At 67.2% G+C, this 12,683-nt stretch carries 11 protein-coding genes; 8 read left to right on the top strand and 3 right to left on the bottom strand.

The window, feature by feature from the left end:
- Nucleotides 1–21 precede the first annotated feature (21 nt).
- From aceF to lpdA, 3 genes are read left to right on the top strand one after another with little or no spacing between them, the layout of a single operon-like run.
- Entirely contained in the window at nt 22–1,671 is a 1,650-nt protein-coding gene (gene aceF / locus I5803_RS02030; protein WP_196984754.1) for a dihydrolipoyllysine-residue acetyltransferase, read from the top strand.
- On the top strand, nt 1,668–2,258 hold the full coding sequence (locus I5803_RS02035; protein ID WP_196984755.1) for an Ntn hydrolase family protein: 591 nt from the start codon (nt 1,668–1,670) through the stop codon (nt 2,256–2,258). Before aceF ends, I5803_RS02035 begins: the two co-directional genes overlap by 4 nt.
- Complete coding sequence (gene lpdA, locus I5803_RS02040) at nt 2,255–4,063, top strand: dihydrolipoyl dehydrogenase (protein WP_196984756.1); 1,809 nt, start codon at nt 2,255–2,257, stop codon at nt 4,061–4,063. The genes I5803_RS02035 and lpdA overlap by 4 nt, the downstream gene beginning before the upstream one ends.
- Here lpdA and I5803_RS02045 read toward each other — a convergent pair whose 3' ends face one another.
- The 3 genes from I5803_RS02045 to I5803_RS02055 all read right to left on the bottom strand — a co-directional run bounded on the left by I5803_RS02045 (nt 4,064) and on the right by I5803_RS02055 (nt 6,507).
- A complete protein-coding gene (locus I5803_RS02045) occupies nt 4,064–4,627 on the bottom strand; it encodes a C40 family peptidase (protein ID WP_196984757.1) in 564 nt (187 codons plus the stop codon).
- 88 nt (nt 4,628–4,715) lie between these two features.
- On the bottom strand, nt 4,716–5,363 hold the full coding sequence (locus tag I5803_RS02050) for a response regulator transcription factor (protein WP_196984758.1): 648 nt from the start codon (nt 5,361–5,363) through the stop codon (nt 4,716–4,718).
- 37 nt (nt 5,364–5,400) lie between these two features.
- Nucleotides 5,401–6,507: a hybrid sensor histidine kinase/response regulator gene (locus I5803_RS02055; RefSeq protein WP_196984759.1), complete on the bottom strand. Its 1,107-nt coding sequence runs from the start codon at nt 6,505–6,507 to the stop codon at nt 5,401–5,403.
- 164 nt (nt 6,508–6,671) lie between these two features.
- On the opposite strand from I5803_RS02055, the gene I5803_RS02060 reads away from it, so the two are divergent.
- The 5 genes from I5803_RS02060 to I5803_RS02080 all read left to right on the top strand — a co-directional run bounded on the left by I5803_RS02060 (nt 6,672) and on the right by I5803_RS02080 (nt 12,662).
- Nucleotides 6,672–8,984 (top strand): sensor histidine kinase, encoded by a 2,313-nt coding sequence (locus I5803_RS02060; protein ID WP_196984760.1) that lies wholly within the window; start codon nt 6,672–6,674, stop codon nt 8,982–8,984.
- The gene (locus I5803_RS02065) at nt 8,890–9,333 is read left to right on the top strand and encodes a response regulator (protein ID WP_196984761.1); all 444 of its coding nucleotides are present in this window, start codon (nt 8,890–8,892) and stop codon (nt 9,331–9,333) included. The genes I5803_RS02060 and I5803_RS02065 overlap by 95 nt, the downstream gene beginning before the upstream one ends.
- Nucleotides 9,334–9,414: 81 nt before the next feature.
- On the top strand, nt 9,415–10,059 hold the full coding sequence (locus I5803_RS02070; RefSeq protein ID WP_196984762.1) for a GGDEF domain-containing protein: 645 nt from the start codon (nt 9,415–9,417) through the stop codon (nt 10,057–10,059).
- Between the two features lie 83 nt (nt 10,060–10,142).
- The gene (locus I5803_RS02075) at nt 10,143–10,748 is read left to right on the top strand and encodes an isochorismatase family protein (RefSeq protein ID WP_196984763.1); all 606 of its coding nucleotides are present in this window, start codon (nt 10,143–10,145) and stop codon (nt 10,746–10,748) included.
- A gap of 18 nt (nt 10,749–10,766) precedes the next feature.
- The gene (locus I5803_RS02080; protein ID WP_196984764.1) at nt 10,767–12,662 is read left to right on the top strand and encodes a propionate--CoA ligase; all 1,896 of its coding nucleotides are present in this window, start codon (nt 10,767–10,769) and stop codon (nt 12,660–12,662) included.
- The last annotated feature ends 21 nt before the right edge of the window (nt 12,663–12,683 follow it).

Consider the following 12,683-nt stretch of genomic DNA (forward strand, 5'->3'; position numbering starts at 1 on the left):
GAAGACCGGAGAACAAGAAACATGGCATCGATTGAAGTGACGGTCCCCGACATCGGGGACTTCGACGAGGTTTCGGTCATCGAACTGCTCGTCAAGCCCGGCGACACCGTCAAGGCGGAGCAGTCGCTCGTGACGGTCGAGTCCGACAAAGCCTCCATGGAGATTCCGTCGTCCCAGGCCGGCGTCGTCAAGGAGCTGAAGGTCAAGCTCGGCGACAAGGTGAAGCAAGGATCTGTGCTCCTGGTTTTGGAAGGGGTGGGTGCAGCCGCGGCTGTGCCTTCTCCCCAGCCGTCCGCGCCCGCTCCCGCACCCGCTGCCGCCCCGGTGCCCCCATCCCAACCCTCGCCTGGGGGAGGGAGCAAGTCCATCGAGATCCGCGTCCCGGACATCGGCGACTTCAAGGACGTCGCGGTCATCGAGCTGCTCGTGAAGCCCGGCGACACGATCAAGGTCGAGCAATCGCTGATCACCGTCGAGTCCGACAAGGCATCGATGGAGATCCCTTCGTCCTCGGCAGGTGTGCTCAAGGAGTTGAAGGTCAAGGTCGGCGACAAGGTCAACATCGGAGACCTGATCGGGATCGTGGAAGGGGCGGGCGCAGCCTCCGCTGCTCCGGGAGCGGCTGCTGCGCCGATGCCCCCACCCCAACCCTCCCCCGGCGGGGGTGCGAGTCCGGCTCCGGAGCGCACGCCGCCCACCGCGGCACTGCCTCCGCATGAGCCGTCGGCGCCCACCGGCGCGCTTCCCCATGCGTCGCCTTCCGTGCGCAAGTTCGCGCGCGAACTCGGCGTGCCGCTGGAGGAAGTGAAGGGCACGGGTCCCAAGAACCGCATCACGCAGGAAGACGTGCAGGCCTTCACCAAGGCCGTGATGAAGGGCGAGGCCAGCACCAAGGCTGCCGCGGGCAAGGCGCCTGCGGGCGGCGGCGGTGGCGAGGCGCTCGGCCTGCTGCCCTGGCCCAAGGTCGACTTCGCGAAGTTCGGTCCCGTCGAGCGCAAGGAGATGGGCCGCATCAAGAAGATCAGCGGGGCCAACCTGCACCGCAACTGGGTGATGATCCCGCACGTCACGAACCACGACGACGCGGACATCACCGAGCTCGAAGCGTTCCGCGTGTCGACGAACAAGGAAAACGAGAAGTCCGGCGTCAAGGTCACGATGCTCGCGTTCCTCATCAAGGCCTGCGTCGCGGCGCTGAAGAAATTCCCCGAGTTCAACTCGTCGCTGGACGGCGACCAGCTGGTCCTCAAGCAGTACTTCAACATCGCTTTCGCCGCCGACACGCCCAACGGCCTGGTCGTGCCGGTCATCAAGGACGCGGACAAGAAGGGTGTGCTGCAGATCAGCCAGGAGATGGGCGAACTCGCGAAGAAGGCGCGCGACGGCAAGCTCGGCCCTGCCGACATGTCCGGCGCGTGCTTCACGATTTCGTCGCTCGGCGGCATCGGCGGGCGCTATTTCACGCCTATCATCAACGCCCCCGAAGTCGCAATCCTCGGGGTGTGCAAGAGCCAGACCGAACCGGTCTGGGACGGCAAGCAGTTCCAGCCCCGGCTGATGCTGCCGCTGTCCCTTTCGTGGGACCACCGCGTCATCGATGGCGCGTCGGCAGCCCGTTTCAACGCCTACCTGGGCCAGATACTCGCGGACTTCCGCCGCGTTCTCCTATGACAACTGTGGTGGTAGTAAAAAAGGCGGGGCAAGTGGCCATCGCCGCGGACACGCTGGTGACTTTCGGCGACACGCGGCTGTCCAATCGCTACGAGGACAACACGAAGATCTTCAAGGTCGACACCGACGCCGGGCCGAGCTTCCTCGGCATGGCCGGCACGGTGGCGCACTTCCCGGTGCTGCGCAAGGCGATCGGCTCGATGCCGCGCGAATTGCTCAAGCTGGGCAGCCGCGACGACGTCTTCGATACCTTCACCAAGCTGCATCCTTACCTCAAGGACAACTTCTTCCTGCAGACCAAGGAAGAAGACAGCGACCCCTACGAGTCCAGCCAGTTCAGCGTGGTGATCGCCAACGCCACCGGCATCTACGGCCTGTACAGCTACCGTGAAGTGTTCGAGTTCAAGGAGTTCTGGGGCATCGGCTCCGGACGCAGCTTCGCGCTCGGCGCGATGCACTCGATCTACGGCAAGGCGAAGACCGCCAAGGAAGTGGCCGAAGCCGGCATCGCCGCCGGTTGCGAATTCGACCGCAACTCGGCCGCCCCCGCCGACGTGTTCACCTTGAAGATGAAGGAAGCCAAATGAGCCTCGTCGACGTCAAGGTCCCGGACATCGGCGATTTCGACGAGGTCGCGGTGATCGAAGTGCTGGTGAAGGCCGGCGATACGATCAAGGCCGAGCAGTCGCTCGTGACGGTGGAGAGCGACAAGGCGTCGATGGAGATTCCGTCGACGCACGCGGGCGTGGTGAAGGAGATGAAGGTCAAGCTGGGAGACAAGGTGAAGGAGGGGACAGTGCTGCTGACGGTGGAAGCCGCCGGCGCTGCCGCAGCCGCCAGTGCCTCGCCCACGCCAGCCCCGGCCGCCGCTGCAGTGGCCCCACCCCAACCCTCCCCCGGCGGTGGAGCGAGCAAGCCGGTGGCCGCTCCGGTCGCCTCCACGTACGGCGGCGGCGCGGACCTCGAATGCGACATGCTCGTGCTCGGCGCGGGCCCCGGCGGCTATTCCGCCGCGTTCCGGGCGGCGGACCTGGGCATGAAGGTGGTGCTGGTCGAGCGTTATGCGACGCTCGGCGGCGTCTGCCTCAACGTCGGCTGCATTCCTTCCAAGGCGCTGCTCCACGTCGCCGCAGTCATGGACGAAGTGAGCCACTTCGAGGCGCTCGGCATCAGCTACGGCAAGCCCAAGGTGGAGCTGGACAAGCTGCGCGCCCACAAGGCCAAGGTCGTGGGCAAACTCACCGGCGGCCTCTCGGCCATGGCCAAGATGCGCAAGGTGACGGTAGTGCGCGGCCTCGGCCAGTTCGTGGACCCGTATCACCTGCAGGTCGAGGAGACCTCAGGCGCCGCCCTGGAGAAGACGGGCAAGAAGCAGACGATCAAGTTCAGGAACGCGATCATCGCGGCGGGCTCACAGGCGGTGCAGCTGCCCTTCATGCCCAAGGACCCGCGCGTGGTGGACTCCACCGGCGCGCTGGAACTCGCCGGCAACCCCAAGCGCATGCTGATCCTCGGCGGCGGCATCATCGGCCTGGAGATGGGCACGGTGTATTCGACGCTCGGCGCACGGCTCGACGTGGTCGAAATGCTGGACGGCCTCATGCAGGGCGCGGACCGCGACCTCGTGCGCGTGTGGCAGAAGATGAACACGCCGCGCTTCGACAACATCATGCTCAAGACGAAGACCGTCGGCGCCGAAGCGACCAAGGATGGCATCCTCGTGAAGTTCGAGGGCGAGCAGGCGCCGAAGGAGCCGCAGCTCTATGACCTGGTGCTGCAAGCCGTGGGCCGCAGCCCCAACGGCAAGAAGATCGGCGCGGAGAAGGCCGGCGTGACGGTAAGCGACCGCGGCTTCATCCCCGTGGACATCCAGATGCGCACGAACGTGCCGCACATCTTCGCGATCGGCGATATCGTGGGGCAGCCCATGTTGGCGCACAAGGCGGTGCACGAGGCACACGTGGCCGCGGAAGTCGCGGCCGGCGAGAACTCCGCGTTCAACGCCCGCGTGATCCCGAGCGTGGCTTACACCGACCCGGAAGTCGCGTGGGTCGGTCTCACCGAGGACCAGGCGAAGGCGCAGGGCATCGCGATCAAGAAGGGCCACTTCCCCTGGACGGCCTCGGGGCGGGCCATTGCGAACACGCGCGACGAAGGCTTCACCAAGCTGCTGTTCGACGCGCAGACCCACCGCATCCTCGGCGGCGGCATCGTCGGCACGCATGCGGGCGACATGATCGGCGAGGTGGCCCTGGCGATCGAGATGGGCGCGGACGAGATCGATATCGGCAAGACGATCCACCCGCACCCGACGCTCGGCGAGAGCATCGGCATGGCGGCGGAAATCGCGCACGGCACCTGCACGGACGTGCCGCCGGTGCGCAAAAGCTGATCAGGGCTGCAGGGAGGGTGTTTCGGCCGCGGCCTGCGGACTGGGCATCACCCTGCGGGCGCCGTTGAAGCGCTGCTGCCAGTAATTCCCGCTCATGTCCTCCACGCGCACCTGCGCGCCGGGCTTGGGCGAGTGGATGAATTTGCCTTCACCGACGTAGATGCCGACATGGCTGAACGCGCGCTTCATCGTGTTGAAGAACACGAGGTCCCCGGGCTGCAGGTCCTTGCGGTCGATCGTCTGGGTCGCGGCGGCCTGCTCATTGGCGCGGCGGGGCAGGACGAGGCCGACGGTCTGCTCGTACATCGCGCGGACGAAACCGCTGCAGTCGAACCCGGTATCCGCGTTGTTGCCTCCGCGGCGATAGGGCACGCCGAGGAAGCCCATCGCGGTGACCACCAGTTCGGAGGCGCGGTCCGACATGTTGACGCGCACCTTCTCGAGCTTGCCGAGCAGGCCTTTCTCTTCCATGAAGCGCGTCATGTCGTCCTCCGCCGAAGCAGGCGGGGCCGCATGGGCGGCGCTGGCGGCCGCCAACAGGACAAGGATGAGCCATCTGGACATTGGGGCCAAGGATAGCCGCCCAGATCGTGAGAAGTCAAGTGAGCATTCGCGCGTAAACCCTTGATTTTTATAAAAAAGCAACAGGTCGTCAGGGCTTGATCAGCCCTTTTCGCACGGCATAGAGCGTGAGGCTGGCGATGTCGTTCAGGCGCAGGCGCTCCATGATGCGCGCCCGGTGCACGTCCACAGTCTTGGGAGACAGGCCCAGCTGGTAGGCGATCTCCTTGGAGGCGCGTCCCTGGGCGATGAGCTTCAGGATTTCCACCTGGCGGTTGGTGAGCTCGTCGTCCACCGTCGGCTCGGAGGGTTGCAACAGGCGCTGGGCAATGGCGGGGCTGAAATAGCTGCCCGTGGCCATCACGCTGCGCACGGCCTGTTCGAGCTCGAACGGCGGAGCGTCTTTCATGAGATAGCCGCAAGCGCCGCTGGCCACCGCACGCTTGACGAAATCCACCGTGTCGTACATCGACAGGACGAGCATCCGCGTGCCGGGCTTCCTCGCGTGAATTTCGGCGATGGCCGCGATGCCGTCCATGCCGGGCATGGAGATGTCGGTCATCACGATGTCGGGGTCGAGATCGTCCACCAGGGCGATCAGCTCATTGCCGTCGCGCGCCTCGGCAATCACCTCGACGCCCTCGATCATCGACAGCAGCGCCTTGATGCCGGAGCGGACCAGGTCATGGTCGTCGGCGAGCACGATGCGAACGTGCTTGGATGGCGCGTTGTTTCTCATGGAGCCTCCTTGCTTGCCGTTATACCGCAGGCCTCCTTCACAAGACAGCCCGGATGGCCACGCCCTGTCCGGGCCTCGTGCGAATGTGCAGCTTTCCGCCGGCGAGTTCGGTCCGTTCGATCATTCCGTGCAGGCCGAAGTTGCGCTCGCTCGTCTGCCCATCGAGCAGTTGGTGCTTGTCGAACCCCACGCCGTCGTCGACCACCAGCACGCCGATGCGGCCGCCCGGGAGGTACCTGAGCCGCACGGTGATCAAGGAGGCGCGCGCGTGGCGGATGATGTTGGTGAGGGCTTCCTGGATGAGCCGCAGTGCCACGGAGGCGGCGTCGCCGGGCGGCGCGGGTTCGGCTCCGCGGGCGACGACACTGAAGGCGATGCCCGCGGGCTCGGCCATCCGCTGCACCGCGGTTTGCGCGGCCGCCGTGAGCCCGAGATAGTCGAGCTGCGCCGGGCGCAGGTTGAACGAGAGCGTCTTCAGCTGCGATACCGCTGCCTGCGCCATGTCCATGGCCGTGTCGGTGTGTTTTTGCGCGTCGGCCTCCGCAGCGGCGCGCTTGGCCGCATGGAGGTGAATGACCATGCCCGTCAGCGTCTGGCCGAGCTGGTCGTGGAGCTCGCGTGAAATCAACGTGCGCTCGCGCTCCTGGGCCACGACCAGGCGCGCCGACAGCCGCTTCAGCCGGCCGTAGGCCGCCTCCAGTTCGCGCCCCAGGCGTTCCTGTTCGAGCACGCGATGCCGCTCCGTCATCACCCGGTCGATGATCTGGGGGAGGGTGCCGAGCTTGTCCTTGGTGACGTAGTCCTTCGCGCCGCATCGCAGCACGTGCACCGCTGCTTCTTCGCCGATCGCGCGCGTCACCACGACCAGGGGCGTTCCCGAGCGGCGGGCCAGCAGGATCTGCAGTGCGGCATAAGGCGAAAAGCGCGGCAGGTTGAAGTCGCACAGGATGGCGTCGAATTCCTTCTGCAACGCCTGCGTGAACGACGCGGCGTCCTCGACGCGCTCCAGCGCATATCGGCGCTGCGGGTCCGCGCGCTCCAAGGCAAATCCCAGCAGGTCGAAATCGTCGGGGTTGTCCTCGACACAAAGCAGACGGATGGGCTGCGGAGACCCGGAGGTTGGTTCAGCGTCGAGTAGGTTCATGGCGCGGCGTGGATGCGTTCAGTTTAGGTGCTTTCACGGAGCGCCGATGTGAACTTCTCACTTGACAGCACACGCCACCGGGCGACACTCGACCCACAACAAGCGACAGGGAAGACAGGGTGATACGTTCCTTCGGGCTGCGTTCTGCTTTGACGCTGCTGGTGTTGATTGCGATCGCGCCGGTGTTCGGGGTCGTGGTGCAGGCCTCGCTCGCCGAGAGCAGCGCGCGCGTGGAACGCGCGGAGGCCTCGCTGCGTTCCATGGTTCAGCTTGGCGCGGCGCAACAGGAAAGGTTCATCGAAGGCGCGCGGCAGGTGCTGGCCGCCGTCGCCTACGCGCCGCCGGTCTACCAGGGAGACGCGCAGGCCTGCAGCGCCTACATGCGCCGCCTGCAGAACCAATATCCCAGCGGATTCGGCATCTTCGGCGTGCTGGATCCGCAAGGCAACCTCACCTGTCGCGCGACGCCTCCCGCCACGCCCGTCAACTCCAGCGACCGGCTGTTCTTTCGCAACGCCCTGAAGACGGGGCGGTTCAGCGTGGGCGAGTTCACGATCAGCCGTGCCAGCGGCCGCCCCGTGCTGACGTTCGGCCTGCCGGTCTACGCCGACGAAGCGCGAAGCCAGCTGCGCGGCGTCGCCTACCTGGCGCTCGACCTGACGCAAGCCGACGCACAGCTGCGGCGCCTCGCGCTCGCCCCGGAGATGACCATGCTGGTGTCCGATGGCAACGGGACCGTGATGGCGGCGGCGGGTCCACGGGCAGGCCGCATCGGCGTCCCCTTGCCGGAGGAGTTCCTGCGAGGCGCGGTGACCGCGAACCGGCCAGGGTTCGCCCACGAGACGGGCGCGGACGGCGAACGTTGGCTCTACGCCGTTCAGCCCACCGGCGGGGGCTCCGAGGGGCGGCTGTACGTGGCAGCCATGATGTCCAGTGCGGACCTGCTCGCGTCATCGACGCGGCGGCTTCACGTGCAGCTCGCGGCATTGGCGCTCATCGCGCTGGCCGCCGCAGTCGCGGCGTGGCTCTTCGGCGATCGCGTCGTGGCGGGGCCGATCTCCAGGACGCTCGCACGCATCGAGGCCCTGCGGCGAAACGAAGTCGCGGCACCCGACGCCGCGCCCTCGGGCCTCAAGGAGCTTCGCGTGCTGGACGAAAGTTTCGAGGAGATGGCTCGCAGCCTCAGCGCGCGCGCGGTCCTGCGCGACGCAGCGCTCTCCGAGCTCGCGGGCCAGAAAACATTGCTCGAGTCGATCCTGGAAAGCATGGCCGAGGGCGTGCTGGTGCTCGACAACGCAGGACGCTTCATCCACATCAATTCGGCGGCGCATCGCATCCTGCCCGGGCTCTCGGAGATGAACCGGCAGGGCTCGCAGCTGCGGCCGGCCGAAGGCGACTGGGGTATCTACGAGCTGGACGGCAGCACGCCGCTGCCGCACGAAGGGCGACCCGCGCTGCGCGCCCTGGCGGGCCAGACCATGGACCACTTCCGCCTTGTCGTGCGCGGGCGCCTGTCGGGCGGTGCCGAGAAGATCATCCAGGGCGACACGCGCGAGCTGCGCGCGCCGGAAGGCACGCGCGACGGCGTCGTGGTGGTCTTCAGCGACATCACGGCAGCCTACCGCGCCGAGCAGGCCGTGCTGCAGATGAACGACACGCTGGAGAGGCGCGTGGCGGAGCGCACCCGCGAACTGGCGCTCTCCAACAGCGAGCTCGAGTCGTTCGCGTACTCGGTGTCGCATGACCTGCGCGCGCCCCTGCAGGTGATCGACGGTTTCAGCCGGTCCCTGGTGGCGCGCTGCGGCGAATCGCTGGACGAGAAGGGGCGGCATTACCTGAGCCGGATCCGGGAGAACACGCGGCAGATGGGCGAGCTGATCGATGACCTGCTGTCGCTCGCGCGGGTCACGCGCACCGAGCTGCGGACGGAGCCCCTCAACCTCGCGCCCCGTGCCGCGCAGGCCGTGGAGCGGCTGCGCCAGCGCTTTCCCCTGCGCGAGGTCGCCGTGGAGATCGACGACGACATGCGCTGTACCGGTGACGTGCGGCTGCTGGCCATCGTGCTGGAAAACCTGCTCGAGAATGCATGGAAGTTCACCGCCCGCACCCCGGACGCCCGCATCCGCGTCGGCCGCAAGCCGGCCGGGGCCGGCGAGTGCGTCATCTACGTGGCGGACAACGGCGCGGGCTTCGACATGGCTTATGCCGACAAGCTCTTCCAGCCGTTCCAGCGCCTGCACGCCGCGACCGACTTCGAAGGCACCGGGATCGGCCTGGCGACCGTCCATCGCGTCGTCACCCGCCATGGGGGGCGCGTGTGGGCCGAGGCGCGTCCCGGCGAGGGCGCCACATTCCTGTTCACCCTGAAGTCTGGAGCAGTCGATGAAAGCCAGCAGCCGCATCCTCCTGGTGGAGGACAACCCGGACCACCGGGAGCTCACCCTGATGACACTGGAGGAGAACAACGTCCGCAATGAAATCGTCGTGGCGAACGACGGCATCGAGGCGCTCGAGTACCTCTTCGGGACCGGCCGCCACGAAGGACGCGATCCGCGCGACGTGCCCGCCCTGGTCCTGCTGGACCTGAAGCTGCCCAAGCTGGGCGGCATCGAGGTGCTGCGGCGGATCCGCGACGACGAGCGCACCCGGTTCGTTCCCGTCGTCATCCTCACTTCGTCCAGCGAGGAGGAGGACATCCTGGCGAGCCTGAAGAACGGCGCCAACAGCTACGTGCGCAAGCCGGTCGACTTCGGCCTCTTCGTCGAACAGGTGCGGCGCCTGCAGGTGTACTGGCTCCTCGTTCACGAGCCGCAACTGGGAGGCTGAGGCGGCCGCTAGGGAATTGACCTAAGCGCGCCGTCGCCTTTCCGTAAGGCGGCGCCCGCGCTGCGTGGTCTCATGGGCACCATGAATGCAACGCAAGCTCCCATCGCCGCCCTGCTGGCCGTCGTCCTGTTGGTCGCCGTCCGGTTCGTGCTGTTGCGCATCGCGCAGGCGGGCCGGATGGATGCGGGCCTTTCGCTGTACACCCAGGCCGGGTTCGACGCGCGCGGCGACGCCTTGCTCGAGCGCTGCCAGGACGGAGGCAGGCCGCTCACGGTCGTGGTGTTCGACTTCGCCGACCTGCTGGAAGTCCGGGCGATCTATGGCCAGGAGCTGGCCCGCAAGCTGACGCGCTTCGTGGTGGGACAGCTCGGCATCGTCGCCGGTCACCGGGGTTTCGCGGCCCGGACCGGCCCCGCGGAATTCACTGTGGTCCTGCCCCGCATGGGCCGCGACAAGGCCGTGGCCCGCATCCGCCGCGTGCTGGGCAGCCCGATGCGTGTCGAATTCGACGCGGGGGGCAGCGAGATCGTGATGGTCCCGGAATTCCAGCTCGAAACGGCCGATGCCTGCACCATGTCCGTCGGCGAGCTGCAGCGCGAACTGCGCACGGAGCTCGCCGCGCTGCACGCCCGCGAGGAGCGCCGCCATCGGCAGATGCAGCGCGAGCGCGAGCGTCACTCCCGCCCCATGGCGCTCGCCGGGCTGCCCGCGGCCCAGGCGGCCTGACCCCGGGAGAGTTTTCGCGGCCGGGGCGCGTTTCCCTGGATGGGACTGGAATAATCCAGCCATCCCTTGAAAGCGCCCCATCCATGCTCCTCGACGCCGACGAATCCCAACTGGTCCTGGTGGACTACCAGGATCGCCTCATGCCCTCCATCCACGAGGCGCAGCTCGTGCTGCGCAATGCCGGGCGGCTTGCCCGCATCGCGCAGTTGTTCGACCTGCCGGTATGGGGCACCGAGGAGAACCCGCAGGGCCTGGGTGCGATGGCGCCGGAGCTGAAGTCGCTCTGCCGGCGCACGCTGGAGAAGCAGGCTTTCAGCGCCGTCGCGGACGGACTCGTCGACTGGCTTCGGCCGCCCGCGCCGCCCCAGCGCGGCGGCAACGCGCGAAGCCTGCCCAAGCACTTGCAGAAACCCGCGGCGGCGCAGGAGCATCGCAATACCATCGTGATCGCCGGGTGCGAGGCGCACGTTTGCCTGCTGCAGACCGCGCTGGACCTGCTCGAGGAGGAAATGGATGTGTGGGTCGTCACCGATGCCTGCGGCTCGCGGACGGAGCGCAATCGCGACGCGGCGTTCGACCGGCTCGCGGGCGCCGGGGCTGAACTGGTCACGACGGAGATGGTCGCCTTCGAGTGGCTGCGCACCGCGGAACATCCCGATTTCAAGGAAGTACTGGCCTTGCTGAAATAAATCCCGAGGAGACTGCGCATGACCTACGACATGTTCTACCGCCGGTCGATCGACGAGCCGGAGGCGTTCTGGTCCGAACAGGCAGGATTGATCGACTGGCACGAGGCGCCGCCGCAAATCCTCGACAACTCCCATCCTCCGTTCACGCGGTGGTTCGCGGGTGGGAAGACCAACCTGTGCCACAACGCCGTGGACAGGCACCTTGCCGATCGCGCGGACCAACCCGCGCTGATCTACGTTTCCACCGAAACCGGCGACGAACGCACCTACAGTTTTCGCGAGCTGCACGGCGAAGTGCAACGCGCGGCCGCCGCCTTGCTCGCCCTGGGCGTTCGCAAGGGCGACCGGGTGCTGATCTACATGCCCATGATCGCCGAGGCCGCGTTTGCGATGCTGGCGTGCGCGCGCATCGGCGCCATCCATTCGGTCGTGTTCGGAGGCTTCGCCTCCGTCTCCCTCGCGTCCCGCATCGAAGACGCGACGCCCAAGGTCATCGTGAGCGCCGACGCGGGTTCGCGCGGCGGCAAGGTGGTCGCGTACAAGCCGCTGCTGGACGAGGGGATCCGCCTGTCCTCGCACAAGCCCCAGGCCGTGCTGCTGGTCGATCGGGGGCTCGTGCCGATGGAGCGCACCGCCGGGCGGGACCACGATTGGGCCGCCCTGTGCGCGCAACATGCGAGCGCCGGCGTCGCGTGCGAATGGCTGGACGCCACGGACATCAGCTACACGATCTACACGAGCGGCACCACCGGGCGGCCCAAGGGCGTGCAGCGCGATGTCGGGGGCTACGCGGTCGCGCTGGCGGCAAGCATGAAGCACATCTTCATGGGCGAGCCGGGCGGTACCTTCTTCTCGACCAGCGACATCGGCTGGGTCGTGGGCCACAGCTACATCGTCTACGGCCCGCTGATCGCCGGCATGGCGACCATCATGTACGAAGGCCTGCCGATCCGCCCCGACGCGGGCATCTGGTGGAGCCTGGTCGAAAAGTACAAGGTGACGGGCATGTTCAGCGCGCCGACGGCGGTGCGCGTGCTCAAGAAGCAGGACCCGGCCTTCCTCGGCAAGTACGACCTGTCCAGCCTGAAGGCGCTGTTCCTGGCGGGCGAGCCGCTCGACGAGCCGACGGCGCGGTGGATCAGCGAAGGACTGGGCGTCCCCATCATCGACAACTACTGGCAGACGGAAAGCGGCTGGCCGATCCTCACGGTGGCCAATGGCGTGGAGCGCAAGGACAGCCGCTTCGGCAGCCCGGGCGTGCCGATGTACGGCTTCGATGTGCGCCTGGTGCACGAATCCACGGGCGAGGAACTCACGGCGCCCGGCCAGAAGGGCGTCGTCGTGATCCAGGGTCCCACGCCGCCGGGTTTCATGCAGACCGTCTGGGGCGACGACGCACGCTACGTCAGGACGTACTGGGAGACCGTGCCGGGAAAGATGGTCTACAGCACCTTCGACTGGGGCATCCGCGACGCCGATGGTTATTACTTCATCCTCGGGCGTACCGACGACGTGATCAATGTCGCCGGGCATCGCCTGGGTACGCGGGAAATCGAGGAAAGCATCTCGAGCCATCCCAGCGTTGCCGAAGTCGCCGTGGTCGGGGTCGCCGATGCATTGAAGGGGCAGGTCGCGATGGCTTTCGTGGTCCCACGCGATGCGACGGCGATCGCCGATGCCGCCGCGAGGCTCAAGCTCGAAGGCAACATCATGAAAGTCGTGGACGGCCAGCTCGGGGCCGTGGCGCGCCCGGCGCGGGTTCACTTCGTGACGCTCCTGCCCAAGACCCGCAGCGGCAAGCTGTTGCGGCGCGCGATCCAGGCCGTGGCGGAAGGACGCGATGCGGGCGACCTCACGACGATCGAAGACCCCACGGCGCTACAGCAGATCAGGGACCAGCTGGGGCAGGGGTGAGCCCGGGTCGCCCGAAAGTGG

The organism is Caenimonas aquaedulcis, from assembly GCF_015831345.1.
Taxonomy (GTDB): domain Bacteria; phylum Pseudomonadota; class Gammaproteobacteria; order Burkholderiales; family Burkholderiaceae_C; genus Ramlibacter; species Ramlibacter aquaedulcis.